Origin of the sequence: Klebsiella sp. R445, from assembly GCF_051131755.1 — a bacterium.
Lineage (GTDB): Bacteria > Pseudomonadota > Gammaproteobacteria > Enterobacterales > Enterobacteriaceae > Klebsiella > Klebsiella lignicola.
Genome location: NZ_CP180446.1, coordinates 4,404,039 through 4,419,372 on the forward strand (window position 1 = coordinate 4,404,039; position 15,334 = coordinate 4,419,372).

15 protein-coding genes are annotated in these 15,334 nt (G+C 59.0%); 1 reads left to right on the forward strand and 14 read right to left on the reverse strand.

The features are described 5' to 3' along the window. Window position 1: 1 nt before the first annotated feature. The 6 genes from ACMYSN_RS20835 to speB are packed head-to-tail and all read right to left on the reverse strand — an operon-like array spanning window position 2 to window position 5,994. Complete coding sequence (locus tag ACMYSN_RS20835; protein ID WP_462496033.1) at window positions 2-730, reverse strand: class II aldolase/adducin family protein; 729 nt, start codon at window positions 728-730, stop codon at window positions 2-4. Then, the gene (locus tag ACMYSN_RS20840; RefSeq protein ID WP_462496034.1) at window positions 731-2,251 is read right to left on the reverse strand and encodes an amino acid ABC transporter permease/ATP-binding protein; all 1,521 of its coding nucleotides are present in this window, start codon (window positions 2,249-2,251) and stop codon (window positions 731-733) included. A gap of 31 nt (window positions 2,252-2,282) precedes the next feature. Further along, a complete protein-coding gene (locus ACMYSN_RS20845; protein ID WP_462498304.1) occupies window positions 2,283-3,086 on the reverse strand; it encodes an ABC transporter substrate-binding protein in 804 nt (267 codons plus the stop codon). Between the two features lie 9 nt (window positions 3,087-3,095). Then, a complete protein-coding gene (locus ACMYSN_RS20850; RefSeq protein WP_462496035.1) occupies window positions 3,096-4,172 on the reverse strand; it encodes an isopenicillin N synthase family dioxygenase in 1,077 nt (358 codons plus the stop codon). 2 nt (window positions 4,173-4,174) lie between these two features. Continuing rightward, window positions 4,175-5,032 carry a sugar phosphate isomerase/epimerase family protein gene (locus ACMYSN_RS20855; RefSeq protein ID WP_462496036.1) on the reverse strand — a complete coding sequence of 286 codons (858 nt, stop codon included), beginning with the start codon at window positions 5,030-5,032 and terminating at the stop codon, window positions 4,175-4,177. A gap of 11 nt (window positions 5,033-5,043) precedes the next feature. After that, window positions 5,044-5,994: an agmatinase gene (gene speB / locus ACMYSN_RS20860; protein WP_462496037.1), complete on the reverse strand. Its 951-nt coding sequence runs from the start codon at window positions 5,992-5,994 to the stop codon at window positions 5,044-5,046. 112 nt (window positions 5,995-6,106) lie between these two features. Here speB and ACMYSN_RS20865 point away from each other — a divergent pair, with 112 nt between their 5' ends. Then, window positions 6,107-7,018 carry a LysR family transcriptional regulator gene (locus tag ACMYSN_RS20865; protein ID WP_123756852.1) on the forward strand — a complete coding sequence of 304 codons (912 nt, stop codon included), beginning with the start codon at window positions 6,107-6,109 and terminating at the stop codon, window positions 7,016-7,018. A 65-nt stretch (window positions 7,019-7,083) separates the two neighbouring features. Here the strand turns inward: ACMYSN_RS20865 and ACMYSN_RS20870 are convergent, their stop codons facing one another. From ACMYSN_RS20870 to ACMYSN_RS20905, 8 genes are read right to left on the reverse strand one after another with little or no spacing between them, the layout of a single operon-like run. After that, window positions 7,084-8,079, reverse strand: a complete 996-nt coding sequence (locus ACMYSN_RS20870; RefSeq protein ID WP_462496038.1) for an HAD family hydrolase — start codon at window positions 8,077-8,079, stop codon at window positions 7,084-7,086. Then, window positions 8,076-9,104 (reverse strand): oxygen tolerance domain protein, encoded by a 1,029-nt coding sequence (locus ACMYSN_RS20875; protein ID WP_462496039.1) that lies wholly within the window; start codon window positions 9,102-9,104, stop codon window positions 8,076-8,078. Before ACMYSN_RS20875 ends, ACMYSN_RS20870 begins: the two co-directional genes overlap by 4 nt. Next, window positions 9,101-10,618: a vWA domain-containing protein gene (locus ACMYSN_RS20880; protein WP_462496040.1), complete on the reverse strand. Its 1,518-nt coding sequence runs from the start codon at window positions 10,616-10,618 to the stop codon at window positions 9,101-9,103. Before ACMYSN_RS20880 ends, ACMYSN_RS20875 begins: the two co-directional genes overlap by 4 nt. Then, entirely contained in the window at window positions 10,615-11,592 is a 978-nt protein-coding gene (locus ACMYSN_RS20885; RefSeq protein ID WP_123756855.1) for a VWA domain-containing protein, read from the reverse strand. Before ACMYSN_RS20885 ends, ACMYSN_RS20880 begins: the two co-directional genes overlap by 4 nt. Beyond that, a complete protein-coding gene (locus ACMYSN_RS20890; protein WP_462496041.1) occupies window positions 11,585-12,025 on the reverse strand; it encodes a DUF4381 family protein in 441 nt (146 codons plus the stop codon). The genes ACMYSN_RS20885 and ACMYSN_RS20890 overlap by 8 nt, the downstream gene beginning before the upstream one ends. Continuing rightward, window positions 12,026-12,931: a DUF58 domain-containing protein gene (locus ACMYSN_RS20895; protein WP_462496042.1), complete on the reverse strand. Its 906-nt coding sequence runs from the start codon at window positions 12,929-12,931 to the stop codon at window positions 12,026-12,028. Beyond that, entirely contained in the window at window positions 12,931-13,929 is a 999-nt protein-coding gene (locus ACMYSN_RS20900; RefSeq protein ID WP_462496043.1) for an AAA family ATPase, read from the reverse strand. The genes ACMYSN_RS20895 and ACMYSN_RS20900 overlap by 1 nt, the downstream gene beginning before the upstream one ends. Next, complete coding sequence (locus tag ACMYSN_RS20905; protein ID WP_462496044.1) at window positions 13,926-15,221, reverse strand: anaerobic sulfatase maturase; 1,296 nt, start codon at window positions 15,219-15,221, stop codon at window positions 13,926-13,928. Before ACMYSN_RS20905 ends, ACMYSN_RS20900 begins: the two co-directional genes overlap by 4 nt. Between the last annotated feature and the right edge of the window lie 113 nt (window positions 15,222-15,334).

Consider the following 15,334-nt stretch of genomic DNA (forward strand, 5'->3'; position numbering starts at 1 on the left):
TTTAGTCTTTGTAAGAAGTGTCGAGACGGTCGAGGCGGCGCAACCACGCCTGCCAGACCTGTTGGCGCTCATGCTCCACGCCCATCAGCTGCTCGCAGGCGTGCTGGCTCAGGTGGGGCGGAATGGTGTGGATCGGGCTGAGCGGGGCGAGCTGCGCGGTCGCCATCTGAATTTCGCAGGCACGGTTGAGGTAGTACATGATGTAAAACGCATCGGCAACGGTGCGCCCCACCGACAGCAGCCCGTGGCTCTGTAAGATCATGGCGATGTTGTTGCCCAACGAGCGCTGAATACGCGTGCGCTCGTCGAGGTCAAAGGCGACGCCCTCGTAAGGGTGGTAACCAACACGCTGATAAAACTCGGTGCTGATCTGGTTAAGCTGCAGTAAGCCATCCTGACAGGCGGCGACCGCCATTCCAGGCAGCGTATGGGTGTGGATGACGCAATGCGCATCTTCCCGCGCCATATGTACCGCGCTGTGGATGGTAAACCCGGCGGAGTTCGCCGGGGCGTGGCCGGCCACCACTTTCCCCTGCATATCGACGACGATCAGATTGCTGGCGGTTACCTCATCGAACATCATGCCGAACGGGTTAATCAGAAAACGCGGTTCGCCGTCGCCGGGCAGACGTACGGAAAAGTGGGTGTAGAGCGTATCTTCCCAGCCAAACAGCGCCGCAAGGCGGTAGGCGGCAGCCAGATCCTGGCGTAGTTCACGTTCAGTCATCATTTATTGCACTCCCATAAATTCACGTATGCGGCCGAGCGCCGGGGCGTCCGCGTTATCACGAATGCGCTGCGGGTGGGCATCGCTGACCACGACGCCGTTTTCCATCATCACCACCCGGTCAGAAATCGATAAGGCGAAGTCCATCTCGTGGGTGACGATGAGCATCGTCATCCCTTCGCGGGCGAGGGACTGAATCACCTTCAGCACTTCGCCAACCAGCTCCGGATCCAGCGCCGAGGTCGGTTCGTCAAACAGCATGATGTCCGGTTTTAAGGCCAGCGCCCTGGCGATGGCGACGCGTTGTTGCTGGCCGCCGGAGAGCTGCCATGGGTATTTTTCGGCATGGGCCAGCAGCCCGACGCGGTCCAGCAGATAGAGGGCCTGCGCTTTGCCGACCTCGCGGTCAACCAGCTTGTGATACAGCGGGGCGAGCATCACGTTGTCGAGCACTGTGCGATGGGGGAACAGGTTAAAGCCCTGGAATACCATGCCGATACGCCGCACGCCGGCACGCATCTGCGGTTTATCGACGATTGCCGCCCCTTTGAGGTAGTCTTCGCCGTACAGCACGATCTCCCCGGCATCAATGCTTTCAAGGGCGTTGATGGTGCGGATAAGGGTGGTTTTACCGGAGCCGGATGGCCCGATAATGCTGATGACCTGGCCGTTTTCGACTTTCAGGTCGATGCCTTTCAGCACCTGATGCTGGCCCCAGGATTTTTCGATAGCCCGCAGGTCGAGCGCCGGCGGCATGCCGCTGGTGGCTTCGGCTTTGACAGTCTGCTGTGGCGCCTTCAGGCTGCTGCGCAGGGCTTCACACTCGGCGTCATTGTAGGTTTGCGGGCGTTTTTGCTGAATATCCAACATGTTTTCCAGCGCCCGGAACAGCCAGGTAAAGATAGTCACCACCATCACGTAGTAGACCGCGACCGCCAGCAGCGTCTCCATCACGAGGAAGTTCTGCGCATACAGCCGTTGGCCGGTGAGCAGCAGTTCCGGTAATGAAATGACCGACAGAATTGAGCTGAGCTTAATAATGGTGATGTATTCGTTAATCAGAGTGGGTAACGAAATCCGAAACGCCTGCGGAATAATAATTAAGCGTTGGATCCCGATAAAGCTGAAGCTTAATGCGTGACCGGCTTCGCCCTGGCCTTTTGCCACTGACAGTAAACCGCCGCGATGGATCTCTGCCATATAGGCCGCTTCGGTGACGGTCATCGACACTAGTCCGGCAATAAACGGTATACCGAGCAGCGGCTGGGTTACCGGGAAGAGCTGCGGCAGGTTATAGACAAATACCAGCAGCACCATTAGCGGCACGCTACGGAAAAACCAAATATAGAGTTCGACGGGAACCTTCAGCCAGCGCGGGCCGGAGAGCTTGGCGCAGGCTAAAAGAAAACCCAGTATCAGGCCAATAAACCAGGACAATGAACTGACGACCACCACCGTGACACACGCCTGCCAGAATGCCCCAACGCTAAATAATGAGAAAAAGTATCCCCAATCGAACTCCATACCGACTCCTGTTTCTTATGGCTTTATTGTATTAATCGATGCGTTCTAAATTGTATTTCTTGATGATGGCGTCATATTTGCCGTTGGCTTTTAAGGTGGCCAGCGCCGATTTAATCGCGGTCACCAGTTCGCTATTGCCTTTGGCGACATAAATTCCCAGTGGTAATGGATACACCAGCCGCGTGGAGCTGATGGCCAGGCGGCCACGGCTTTTATCGACGATGATCTGCGCCGCTGGGGCGATTTCGACCTGCGCGTTGATATTTTTCGACAACAGGGCCTGGGAGACTTCCGGCGAGGTCGGGAACTCCGAAATGCTAATCGCCGGTTTGCCGTTTTTCAGGCAGTACTCATCAGAGTGGGTTTTCAGGCTGGTCACCCACGAGGTTCCCTGCTGCAGGCCCACTTTCACGCCACACAAATCATCTTCCGTTTTTGGCTGCACATCGCCGCTCTTGAGGGCAATGATTGCCGCGCCGGAGAGGGCATACGGGATTGCATCGGCTTGTTTCAGGCGTTCCGGGGTGATGTACATCCCGGAGATCACCGCGTCGTACTTCTTACCAATGCCTAAAATCAGGCTGGTGAATTTGGTATCGATCAGTTGTGGTTTGGCTTTCAACTGCTCGGCAATCAGCGCGGCAAAATCCGGATCGAGGCCAACGATGTTGTTGTTGCTGTCGTAAGATTCAAACGGCGGATAGGTAACCTCCATGCCTACTTTAAAGACGCCATCGGTCAGCAACTCTGCGGCCTGGGTCAGCGGGGAAAAACAGGCGGTGACGGCGATAGCTAAAGCCACACGGCGCGAGAACTTCTTAAGCGTTTTTTTCATCATTTATCCTCACGGGTTATTAACGGTTTTTTGCTGTGCTTGTTTTTTCAGGTGACCAAAGGTGTTGGTGCCGCGGGCGCGCTCCGGCAGCTGCAGCTCGCCTTTGGTGACTTTCTCGCGCAGGTAGCGATAGGTTTGCAGCGCCTGGCTCCACATATGTTCGCCGATGCTTAATTCCTGGTATTCGCCGGCTTCCCCGGCGGTCAAAAAGGTCGGCAGCGGGCGGATCAGCGTGTGGTAATCGCAGGCGAAAAACAGCGGGAAGGAGTAGCGTTCCTGCGGCACTTTGCGAACCCGGTGTGCTGTAGCAACAAATGTGCCAGCGCTCAGCACTTCCAGCATGTCGCCGATATTGATCACGAACGCCTCTTCTTCTGCGGCGTTCTTCTGCGGCGGCGCATCGATCCAGACGCTATCTTCATTCAGCACTTCCAGGCCCGGCTGGTCAGCGAGCAGCAGGGTGAAGCACTCGTAATCGGTGTGTGCACCAATACCGGGAACATCTTCGGCACTGGCATCAAAGGGATAGTGGATCAGGCGCAGCTTTGCCGGCGGGCAGGTGACCATCTCCTTGAAGTAGCCTTCCGGCAGACCCAGGGCGAGGGCAAAGGCGTCAAACAGGCGATGACCAAGGGCGAACACCGCCTCGTAGTATGCCAGCACCCGCGACTGAAACTCGGCCAGTTCCGGCCACTCGTTGGCGCCAATCAGCGGCGTACCGGCCAGCACGAACGGATGATCGGCGGCGGCCTGGAAACCGATATCGAAGGCCTCTTTATGGTCTGGTTTGCCGGAGCCATAGATCTCTTCCCCTTCCGGAACATAGCCTTTGTGGCTGGCTGAACGGCCGATGTAGTACTGCATTTTTTGATCCATCGGCAGGGCAAACAGCTCTTTGGCGGCGCTGCGGACCCCGGCGATCAGCTCAGGGGCAATACCGTGGCCGGTAATATAGAAAAAGCCGACTTCACGCGCGGCCTGGCCTATTTCATCCGCTACGGTCTGGCGCTCGGCAAGATCGTCGCTGAGAAGAGCGCTGATATTAATGGTCGGTAATTCAGTGAAAGAACTTTTTGCAACGCTCATCTCTAAAGCTCCTTGTCGGTGAGGGATAAAAAGTCGGCAAACTGCTGTTGTTGCCGGGTTGCCATCCACGCGTTCAACGACCACAGGTCGGCGACCGGGACGTTGGTGAACGGCAGATGATGGAGATAACCATCGGGGCCAAACTCAGGAGTCAGCGTGGTGTGCTGATAGCCGCGCTGGCGCTGCGAGTGCCAGATTTGCTGCCAGATGCGCTGCTGGAAATCCAGCGCGGCGCGATATTCCGGCGCCGCCGGGTGAGGCACCTGCGGCCCCTGGTCGTAACCGGCGCGGGCCTGGGTGTGGTGCACGCGATCGATAAAGGCGCTGAAATCATCGCAAGGGTCATCCAGCAGGCGTTCGCTGACCACTATCCAGTGGCTGATGTCGGCGGTAAATCGCAGCTGTGGCAACTGGGCGATAATCTCGAGGGTCAGCCACGGGCTGTACAACGAGGTGGCGCGGTGGGTTTCGAAGCTGCAGGTCAGCTCGTACGCCGCCGCCAGTTCGTGGGCCTTGCCGAGAAAATCCACCTGCTGCGCCAGCGGCCAGCGGTCGTTGCCGGCCAGCAGATTGACGAAGCGCGGATTCAGCGACTTTGCTTCATCAAAGCGGCTTTTTAAGCGCTCGAGGTGCTGCTGCGGCGTCTCGGCCTGGGCCGGGATCACGCCTCCGCCACTGAAGACGATAGCGATGTACTCCAGCGCGGACTCGTGTAACTGTTGGGCCAGCGTCTGGCGCGCGTCGGTGGTCAGCGGTACGCGAGCCTCGATACCGCAGCAGCCGACCGTTTTCAGCTCGCTGAGCGTTTGTTGCCACGGGGTGGTGACCCCCCAGAGCGTGCGAAAAACCTTGAGTTGCATGGTCTGGCTCCTTATGGGTATTTCACGCCGGGCAGCACGCAGAGCATTTCGTACAGCAGGTTGGCGGCCAGTTGCGAGGTATTGCCGCTGACGTCGTAGGGCGGCGAGACTTCAACCAGATCGCAGCCAATCAGGTTCAGGCCGCGGCAGCCGCGGACGATTTCCAGCGCCTGAATGGAGGTCAGACCGCCGACTTCCGGCGTTCCGGTGCCGGGCGCCCAGATCGGATCGAGGCTGTCGATATCAAAGCTCAGATAGACCGGGCCATCGCCCATCTGCTCACGCACCTCGGCCATCAGCGGGGCCAGGGATTTGTGCCAGCACTGTTCCGCCTGCACCAGACGGAAGCCCTGGTCGACGCCCCACTGGAAGTCTCCGGCGGCATAGCCCTGGGCGCGTTGACCAATCTGCACTACCCGTTTGAGATCCAGCAGGCCCTCTTCCTCTGCGCGGCGGAAGGTGGTGCCGTGGGCGATTTTTTCCCCAAACATCTCATCGTTGGTGTCGGTATGGGCATCCACATGAATCAATCCGACCGGGCCGTGTTTCTTGGTCAGGGCGCGCAGAATCGGCAGGGTAATGGTGTGGTCGCCGCCGAGGGTCAGCGGGATCAGCGGGAAACTATTTAATCCCGTGTAGTAATCCTCGATAATCTGCACCGATTTCAGCAGGCTGTAGGTGTTGATCGGCACGTCACCGATATCGGCAACCGATAAGGATTCAAAAGGCGCCGCGCCGGTCGCCATGTTATAGGGGCGAATCATCACCGATTCGGTACGGATATAGCGCGGCCCGTAGCGGGTGCCGGAGCGCTGGGAGGTACCGATATCCAACGGGATGCCCACGAATGCCGCATCAAGTCCCTGTAAATCTTCAATAAACGGCAGGCGCATCATGGTTGCGCGGCCGCCAAAACGTGGCATCTCGTTGCCACCCTGTGGTTGATGAAAGACGTTATCCATTTTAGCTCCTGAATCTGATACACAAATGCTCGACAGGGAGATAGTGCGAAAGATGTGCTGGACTTTAAATCGTCTGCTGTAAATACTTAGTTCATTTATTGGTGAACTAAATATGCTTAACGACGGCAGTCTTAACATCCGACAGCTACAGGTTTTTGAGGCGGTGGCCCGCCTTGAGAGCTACAGCCGGGCCCAGCAGGAACTGGGGATTTCGGTATCGGCGATCAGCAACGCCATGTCTCAGCTGGAGACACAGCTCGGGTTCAGCCTGTGTCAGCGCGGGCGCGGGGGCTTTGCCCTGACTGAGAAAGGTCAGCAGTTTTTACAGCAGGCGATTCGGGTGCTCAGCGAGCTGAACGAGCTGGAGCGCCAGTCGTCACTGTTGAAGGGCGAACACAGCGGCACGATTTGCATCTCGACGCTGGACTCGATCGAAACCGAAACCGCGCTGTCGCTGCCGGTGGTGCTGCGCAGCTTCAGCGATAAGTTTCCCCATGTGCATATCAAGCTGATTATCCGCACTCCGGCGGAGCAGCTAAACGGCGTGCTGAACAACCATATTGATTTGGCGATCGGCAGCTATAACTCCCAGGTGCATAACATCATCAGCGAGCCGCTGTACCGCGAGCAGCACTGGCTCTACTGCAGCGATCTGCATCCGATGTTCTTCAGCCGCCAGTTGGATAAAGACCAGATCAGCCAGTGTCCGCTGGTGACCCGCAGCTACTGGAATACCAGCGACCTGCGCCGCCGTGGCTTTAGCAAAGGCAGCGCCACCGTCGAAACCGTCGACGCACAACTGCTGCTGATCCTGTCGGGGAAATATATCGGTTATCTTCCCGAGCACTACGCCTGGCCGTGGATCAAAGAGAACCGGCTGCGGGTGCTGCTGCCCAACGAGTTTGGCTTCCAGTCGCCGTTCTCGGCGATCTGCAAGCGCGGGCGCAGCAACGAGCCGTATCTGAAAGAGTTTCGTAATTTGCTGAAGAAGAACACGGTGGCGAGGCCGAAGTGGAACTACTAGGCGGCGTTTCAGGGCGGGGGGAGAATGCCAGCCGCAGGGGCTGGCATGTAGGCTATGCAGGAGGCTTATTTCGTCGGGCACTGCGCCGGGTCGAAGACCGTTTTCCAGTCCTGTTTCATATCGACCACCGTCCAGCCTTTGGTTTTGGCTTCCGGCAGGGCCTCTACCAGCTTGCCGCTGGCGGGCGGATGGCTGTCGTAGGCGTACTCGCGCGCCGCATCGGTGTGGTGTACCAGCAGGCCGAAGGCTTTGTAATCCGGATTGGCAGCGGCGTATTGCAGCATCTGCAGGTCACCATCGCTGTTACCAAAGGCGGCGACCGGGCGATGCCCCATAAACAGATGGATCGCTACCGGCTTGTTGGCCTTATCGTCATTAAAGGCCCCCTGCATGGTCTTGCGGATTTGCGTGCCGTCAGCGCTCAGGGAAAACTCGCCCAGCGCAAATGAACCGACCACCTGCTCAGGCGGGATCCCGTACATCTTCTGCGACATCACGCGCATAAAGTCGATGCCGCCGCCGGAAATAATCCAGGTTTTAAAGCCGTTCTCGCGCAGATAATCAAGCAGCTGGCGCATTGGTTGATAGCCCATCTGATCGTAGCGGCAGCCAAAACGCTTATCTTTATGAGTCTCCAGCCAGGTGGCGACCCGGCGATCGAATTCGTCGGTGGTGATCCCGCTGTGGGTTAGCGCCAGCAGCTTCATCAGCCCTTTATCGCCGGCTTTCACCACGGTTTTGAGATCGTTGGTCAGCACGGCGTTGATCAGCGGGTCCTTTTTCCACTCCGGGTGCTCGGGAGCCTGACGGACAATTTCATCGAGGATGAACTGGATCTGGAAGGTTAGCGGCGCTTCTGGCCACAGCGTGCCGTCGTTATCAAATACCACGTAGCGTTTGTCTGCCGGGATAAAATCGGGGCTACCCTGTTGCGTGGCATGCTGCACCCATTGTTCTATCGACTGTTTTGCCGCGGTGTCATTCCAGGCGGAAAGAGGATCGGCATGGGCGGCGGTCGCGCATCCCAGCAGCAAGGCACAGGCCAGTAGGTTTTTTTTCATTGTTTTCTCCTGTTCACAGGGGCTAATTCGGGGAGCGACACCGGGGACCAGAAGCGCTGCCAGCGGTGCAGTAACCAGACAAGGCTTTGGCGCAGCGGTCGACGGGCGAACCAGCCTGCGGCGGCTAGCACTATCAGTGTGAGCACAATCAGGGCTATCTGCCATTTTTCGCCGTCACGACGTCCTTCGAGGGCCGACTCTTTCCCGGCGGCACGCGCGCTCTCGACTTTCAGAGTCTGGCCCGGCAGGGTCGCCAGCTGCCACTGCTGCTGATCGGTATCCCACCAGCGCAGCTTCACCGGTGGTAGCGTCAGGGTGCCGGCACCGGTCGGCAAATAGCGCAGCCGTTCGACGCGTATCGCGCCGTTAATTCCGCCCCGTCCGTCTTTGTCAAAGCGGTTCTCCGGCGCCAGCCGTTGGCTGCCGTCTCCGGGGATGGCGTACAGGATCTGCGGGATCTGCGCCGGGAGTACGTCTTCGGCCTGGAGGGTCACCACGCGTTCGACGGCATCACCGGCCCGCAGGGTTTTATCGTTCCCCGCATGGAACTGGGTGATGTTCTGGCTGAGGGTCAGATGACGCGCGGGCAAAAAGCGGTCAGGCTGCTCAACGCCCGGCGGCCAGGCCACAGGTTGCTCCAGCGCATCGAGATGGACGGTCACCGGCGGCTGACCGGCGGAAGTGAGCGTCAGATCCACCGCGGGCAACCGCAACGTACTCTGATCCCACGTCATCACCTGGCGTTCAAGGCGAATACCGCTCCAGCTGATGCCGTTTTTCTGGCGGGTAAGCAGCTGATTGGGGAGCGGAGTATTGAGCAGCACACCATTCTGCACCGCAAAGTCTGGCCATTGCGGCGGGGGATTGAACCAGCTGTCGGTCCAGAAGGTCACGGCGACCGTGATGGGCTGGCCGGGAGCGACATGGCTGGGGGCGACAATTTCACGGCTAATATCCATCACCGCCCGGGCGGGGGATATCGCCAGCAGCAGTGCCGGGAGCAGCAGGGCTGACAGGTATCTCATGGTGTCGTCTCCTGTGCGCCGTTGCGGTACAGACTTTCCAGCAGGCCGGAAGGGGAGACCTGAAGATTCTCGAACCACTGATTGAGCTGTGGCGCTGCGCTGTCGACGGCGCCGATATCTTTCTGCTTCACGCCTTCGCCTTTTTTCAGGTCTTTCACCACTTTATCCGGCCCGTCGTCCATATCATCGCCTTGTTCCTGCCCTCTCTCGCGCTCTTTCTGGCGCAGTTGCATAACGATCTGCGCGATTTTTTCGCGGTTTTCGTGCGCCATCTTCCAGTCCGGCCGCAGGCTCAGCGCCTGGTCGTAGGTATCCAGCGCTGCCTGCCACTGCTTCTGCTGCGCCAGCGCGTTGCCGGTCCACAGCAGCGTCTCGGGGGTTTGCGGCGCGCGGCGAAATGCCCCTGTCGCGGCAGGGTAGTTTCCGGCCTGATACCAGGCTATTCCCTGCCACAACGGGTCACGGAAATGTTCTGCCGCTTTCTGGTACTGGCCCTGTTCGTAGGCATGCTGCCCCTGAACATCCGGGCTGACCCAGGCGTCGAGCCATGCGGCTTCTCCTTGCGGGGACCAGAACAGCATCGGAAGGGTAAACAGCACGCAGATAAGCTGGCGTCGCCAGAAAAACAGTAGCACCAGCATCGGTATCGCCAGCCACCAGCCGCTGTTTTTCCAGTGCAGGTCGTGGCGGGTATTATTCTGCTGGGTTATCGATTGCTGGATATGGCTCTGCACCACCTGCAAATCACGGTCATCGCTGCTGACCAGGGTCACCGGAATACCGGCATCGCGAAGATCGCTGAAACGCGCAACGTTCAGGCGGGTATCGATGCCGCGGCTGGCGTAGCGCTCCGGCAGTGGGCCGCCGGCGGCGGTGCCGGGTACCCAGATTTGCAGCGGCGCGTGGCTTTTTTTCAGCCATTCGGCATCGGCGGCGGAGAGCGTATCGGCGACCAGAATCAGGCTACGCGGTGAGGCCGGCATATTTTTTTGTGCCAGGGCGATAGCCTGCTGCAACCCTGAGCCTGGCCCTTCGGGCATCAGTGAGGGTTCCTGCGCATGTAAAAACAATGAGAAAAACGGTGGGTCCTGGGTCAGGGGCGTAGTGACAAACGCCTGATTGCTGTAGACCACCATGCCGTAGCGTGCGCCGGGCGAGTTCTCCATCAGCTGGCTGATTTTGCTCTGCATCCGTGCGTTGCGGTTGGGGGCCAGGTCCTGAGCATACATCGCCAGGTCCTGTTGCAGGATCACCATCACGTTGCTTTCCGGGGTCAGCGCCGCCGGATATTCACGCTGCCAGGTGGGCCCGGCCAGCGCGATAACGCCCAGCGCAAACAGCCATGGCAGCACCTGCGTCAGGCGTTTCTGACGCCCGACGATCAGCGCCTGGGCGAAGGGTTTCTCCATGATCCGCTGCCAGGCGCTGGTTTGCCCCCAGGGTATAAACCACAGCCCGGCCGCGAGGATAAGTCCAAGGAGCCGCCAGGGATAGATAAAATGAAAGTCGTTCATCGGCGTTTCTCCGCAATCAGTCGGCCCACTGCCAGCCCCAGCAGAATCAACATCGCCAGCCCCATTGGCCAGGCAAACAGCGGCAGATGCCAGGACCAGCCGATGCTTTTCACCTGCACCGGCGTGATGGCGTCAATTTCCGACCAGACGCTGTCGAGGGCGGCGCCGGAGTTCGCGGCGGTCCAGGATTTGCCGCCGGTAGTGCTGGCGATGGTTTGCAGCAGCGGCAGATCGACTTTGTCGTCACCCTGGCTTTGCAGGTCGCCAAAGGCGATCGTGTGCACCTGCACATGGTGTGCTGCTGCCAGTTGGGCGGCGAGGGCAGGGGAGAGCTGCGAGGCGGTGTCATTGCCATCGGTCAGCAGGATGGCCAGCTTGCTGGCCTCTTTATTCTGGCTTTGATCGAGCATCTTAACCGCCACGCCAAGCGCGTCGCCGATGGCGGTCTGCTGACCAATCATGCCTGGTGCCAGCTGGTTGATACGCATATTCAGCGCCTGTTTATCTTCACTCACTGGCGCAAACGGCCAGGCGGAGCTGGCGAAAATCACCATCCCGATGCGGTCGGACTGACGCGCGGCGACAAACTTGCGCACCGATGCCTGCACCGCCTGCAAGCGGGTTATTCCGCCCGCCACGTCGTTCTTTTCCATCGAGCCGGAGACGTCGAGGATCAGCACCATATCGCGCATCGGTTTTTGAATATGCTGCGGCGGAGCAAGGTATTCCGGGCGTGCCAGCGCACAGACCAGCAGCGCCCACGTCAGCCAGAACAATGCGCCGCGCAGCCAGCCTTCGCGCACCGGCTGGCTGTCGAGCTGCAGATCGTTGATAAGCTCTGGCAGGAACGGGACGCGCACGTGGGATTTTTGCGGCTTTTCCTGCGGCATCAGGTAGCGGCTGAGCAGCGGCAGCAATAGCAGCAGCCATGCCCAGGGCCAGGCAAAATCGATCCGTGATAGTAATTCAGACATCAGGCAACTCCTTCAGCCAGCGGGTCAGCTGCTGGCGTAATCGCGACGCCTGTTCGCTCTCGAGACGGTTATCGCGCTGGCAGTACTTCAGGCACAGGGTCTGTTGCAGATCCGCTTCGAGCGGCAGCTGCTCCAGCAGTGATTCCGGGGTCAGGCTGTGGCTCACCACGTTACGCGGCTGATGCACCAGTTGGATCTGTTTGATCAACGCCATCCAGCCGTCAACGGAGTGGGGGAGAGCAAACGCGGCGAGCGCTTCACGCCGCCAGCGGTTACGGCGCCAGCGCGCGAGGCGAAAAAAGAGGTAAATGGCCAGCGCCGCCAGCAGCAGTGCGCCCAGCACCAGCCAGCCCGGCGGCAGTGGAAACCAGGAGATCGACGGGGGTAGCGCCGGATGTAACAGCACGGGCACGGTAAAACCTTTCTCGAGCATCTAGATACCCTTTTGTAACTGCTTTATCAGGTCCTGCGTCACCACCAGATGATTCACCTTGATGCCCAGACGCGTCAGGCGGCTTTGCTGACGGGCCAGGCGGGCGGTGATGCTCTGTTCAATGTCTGCTTTCATGCCAGGGGAGAGCGTAAAGGCCGCCTCATTTCCCTGATAGCTCGCGGCCAGCGAGCCAGATGCGGGCAGATGCAGGTGCAGATCGTCGAGGATCACAAAGGCGCTGATTTCGCAGCGGCGGCGCAGTCCCGCCAGCAGCGCATCGCAGTTTTTATTCAGATCGTGAAAATCGCTCAGTACCGCCACCCATGCGCCGTTGGGGATCGCTGTGCTGGCGCGCTGCAGGGCATCGGCGAGGGACACCGTTGCCACAGGCTCGGTGGGATACTGCGCCGGCAGAAGCTGGTTGTAATGCAGGAGATCGTCGAGGATTGCGTTCAGCGTGGTGCGCGGCGAGCGGCATTTCTGTAACGCCATCGCGGTATCGTTGAAGGTCAGGCTGCCGATGCGATCGCCATCATGAAAGCTGCGCCAGGCGAGCAGCGCCGCGGTTTTGGCGGCAACGACGGATTTGGTCTGCCCGCGGGTGGCGAAATACATGTCGAGCCGCTGATCGACCAGCAAAAAGACCGGGCGCTCGCGCTCTTCGTTATAGAGACGTATCCACGGGGAACGCAGACGGGCCGTGGCCTGCCAGTCAATCAGCCGCACGTCGTCTCCCGGCTGGTAGCGTCGCAGGCTGTCGAAATTAAGCCCGCGCCCCTGCTGTTTTGAGGTGCGCTCGCCCGCCAGCGCACCGGGCGGGATCTGCCCCGGCGGGTTGGCGATCAGCCGTGCGTCGTTGATCAGCGCGAGCAGCGTCTGCCGATCGACGCTGAGAGGCGTGTTCATCACGCCACCACTGCATCAAGCAGCATCGTCACCACGTCGTCGGCGCTGCGATTATCGGCATTCGCCTGATAGCTCAGCATCAGACGATGGCGGATCACCGCCGGAGCGATCCGGCGGATATCCTCCGGCTGTACCGCATCGCGGCCTTCCAGCCACGCCAGGGCACGGCCGCAACGCTCCAGCGCCAGGGTCCCGCGCGGGCTGACGCCAATATTGATGTAGCTCGCCAGGGTTTCGCTGATGTTTTGCGGATGGCGGGTGGCATCAATCAGATTGACGATGTACTCCTCCACGGTGGGAGCGACGTACACGGTGGAAATTTCCTGCCAACTGGTGGCGATTTCCTGCTGCGACAGAATCAGGGTCTCTTCAGCGCTGACGCTGTCCTGGTGAGTCAGGGCCTGATATTTGGTCTGCTGTTCGGCACGCACCAGCTGCATGACCTGTTGTTCCTGAGCTTTAGAAGGGTAGTCGACCAGGATTTTCATCAGGAAGCGGTCAAGCTGGGCTTCCGGCAGCGGCCAGGTGCCTTCCTGATCCACCGGGTTTTGTGTTGCGAGCACCATAAACACGCCGGGAAGATCCCAGCTTTTGCCAGCGACGGTGACGTGGCGCTCTTCCATGGCCTCCAGCAGGGCTGACTGGACGCGGGCGGAGGCGCGGTTAATCTCATCGGCGAGGATAATGTTGCCAAACACCGGGCCGGGGCGGAAGCGGAACTGGTCCTCTTCGCGGGTGGCATTTTGCTGGTAGATCTCACTGCCGGTGATGTCCGATGGCAGCAGGTCCGGGGTGAACTGAATGCGGCGAAATTCCCCTTCCACGTGGCGCGCCAGCTCACGCACCGCTCGGGTTTTCGCGAGGCCGGGCAGCCCCTCCAGCAGGACGTGACCGTCGCAGAGCAGGGCGATCAGCAGCATGCGTACCAGCTCTTCCTGGCCCAGTACCTGAGTGTTCATGCGCTGTTCAAGCTGAAGCAGTTTGTCTCTGCTGTTCATTTTTTCACTCCCGTAAAATCACGTTTCAGCAGCGTAGCGATGCCGACCAGAATCGGTTCTGCGTAGTTAAAGAAGGCTTTGATCCCTGGACAGAGATAGTTCAGACCCAGCTCACCGTCGGGGGTGCGGACCAGGCGGTTTTTCGGGCATTCGCCCCAGCACAGCTTGAGGTAAGGGCACTCTTTGCAGTATTTCGGCAAGGTGTCTTTTTTCCCCATCCCGAACGCTTGCTGACGCTCAGAAAACGCCAGGTGTGCCAGCTTGCTGTTCTCGATATTGCCAATCTGGTATTCCGGATAGACGTAGTGGTCGCAGGAGAAGATGTCGCCATTTTTCTCAATTGCCAGCCCCTTGCCGCAGAACTCGGAGGCGGTGCAGATTTGCGCCGGCATCCCCATGGTCTGGGCGACGGCGGTCTCAAACAGATTGACCTGTACGCGGCCTAAATCGTTGTTAACCCACTCTTCAAAGGTGGCAATCAGGAATTTACCCCAGTCTTCCGGATCGACGGACCAGTCGGTGACGATGGAGTCAAGATCCCCCGGACGCGCGCGGCGGCTGCCGGTTACCGGGATCGAGTCATCCTGCCAGAATTGCGGTGCGGTGCTTTTAAAATCGACGCCTTCAACGCAAGGGTTGTACTGGACGTAGGTGGCACCCAGTTCGCGGGTCATAAAGCGGTAGACTTCCAGCGGGAAGCGGGCGTTGGTGCGGTTGACGGTCACCAGTGCGTTAAACGGTACACCGTGGCGTTTGAGGGCCGCTACACCTTCCATCACTTTATCGAAGGTGGGCTTGCCGCTACGGGTGATGCGATAGCGGTCGTGCAGTTCTCGTGGGCCATCAATCGAGATACCCACCAGAAACTTATGTTCTTTAAGAAATTCTGCCCATTTGTCGTTGAGCAATACGCCGTTGGTCTGCAGATCGTTTTCGATGCGCTGATCCGGCTTCTTATATTGCTTCTGGAATTTAACGACTTTCTGGAAAAATTCGAGTCCCATCAGGGTCGGTTCGCCACCCTGCCAGGAGAAGACCACCTGCTCGCCATCCTGGCCGTCGATGTACTGACGAATAAACTGTTCGAGCACCTCGTCGCTCATTCCGGTGTGTCGGTCCTGATGGAGTAATTGCTCTTTTGACAGGTAGAAACAGTAGGTACAGTCGAGGTTACAGGTGGAGCCGGATGGCTTGGCCATCACGTGGAAGCGGCGTTTATATTCTGGCCCTTTGCCGTCATATTTTTCAGCAGACGGTAGTGCTCTGGCGGGCAATGTGGTGCTGTACTTCATAGCAAACCCCTAGGCTAAATGGCTGACAAAGCGCACATCAATTGTATTTTTTGTAATACAGAGCGGATTGCTGGTGCAATCCGCTCTGTTGTTGAGGTCAGCGCCTCATGTTA

Excerpts from the sequence above, each read along its gene's own strand:
- ACMYSN_RS20835 (WP_462496033.1), bottom strand. The coding sequence starts at position 730 with ATGATGACTGAACGTGAACTACGCCAGGATCTGGCTGCCGCCTACCGC.
- ACMYSN_RS20840 (WP_462496034.1), bottom strand. The coding sequence starts at position 2,251 with ATGGAGTTCGATTGGGGATACTTTTTCTCATTATTTAGCGTTGGGGCA.
- ACMYSN_RS20845 (WP_462498304.1), bottom strand. The coding sequence starts at position 3,086 with ATGAAAAAAACGCTTAAGAAGTTCTCGCGCCGTGTGGCTTTAGCTATC.
- ACMYSN_RS20850 (WP_462496035.1), bottom strand. The coding sequence starts at position 4,172 with ATGAGCGTTGCAAAAAGTTCTTTCACTGAATTACCGACCATTAATATC.
- ACMYSN_RS20855 (WP_462496036.1), bottom strand. The coding sequence starts at position 5,032 with ATGCAACTCAAGGTTTTTCGCACGCTCTGGGGGGTCACCACCCCGTGG.
- speB (WP_462496037.1), bottom strand. The coding sequence starts at position 5,994 with ATGGATAACGTCTTTCATCAACCACAGGGTGGCAACGAGATGCCACGT.
- ACMYSN_RS20865 (WP_123756852.1), top strand. The coding sequence starts at position 6,107 with ATGCTTAACGACGGCAGTCTTAACATCCGACAGCTACAGGTTTTTGAG.
- ACMYSN_RS20870 (WP_462496038.1), bottom strand. The coding sequence starts at position 8,079 with ATGAAAAAAAACCTACTGGCCTGTGCCTTGCTGCTGGGATGCGCGACC.
- ACMYSN_RS20875 (WP_462496039.1), bottom strand. The coding sequence starts at position 9,104 with ATGAGATACCTGTCAGCCCTGCTGCTCCCGGCACTGCTGCTGGCGATA.
- ACMYSN_RS20880 (WP_462496040.1), bottom strand. The coding sequence starts at position 10,618 with ATGAACGACTTTCATTTTATCTATCCCTGGCGGCTCCTTGGACTTATC.
- ACMYSN_RS20885 (WP_123756855.1), bottom strand. The coding sequence starts at position 11,592 with ATGTCTGAATTACTATCACGGATCGATTTTGCCTGGCCCTGGGCATGG.
- ACMYSN_RS20890 (WP_462496041.1), bottom strand. The coding sequence starts at position 12,025 with ATGCTCGAGAAAGGTTTTACCGTGCCCGTGCTGTTACATCCGGCGCTA.
- ACMYSN_RS20895 (WP_462496042.1), bottom strand. The coding sequence starts at position 12,931 with ATGAACACGCCTCTCAGCGTCGATCGGCAGACGCTGCTCGCGCTGATC.
- ACMYSN_RS20900 (WP_462496043.1), bottom strand. The coding sequence starts at position 13,929 with ATGAACAGCAGAGACAAACTGCTTCAGCTTGAACAGCGCATGAACACT.
- ACMYSN_RS20905 (WP_462496044.1), bottom strand. The coding sequence starts at position 15,221 with ATGAAGTACAGCACCACATTGCCCGCCAGAGCACTACCGTCTGCTGAA.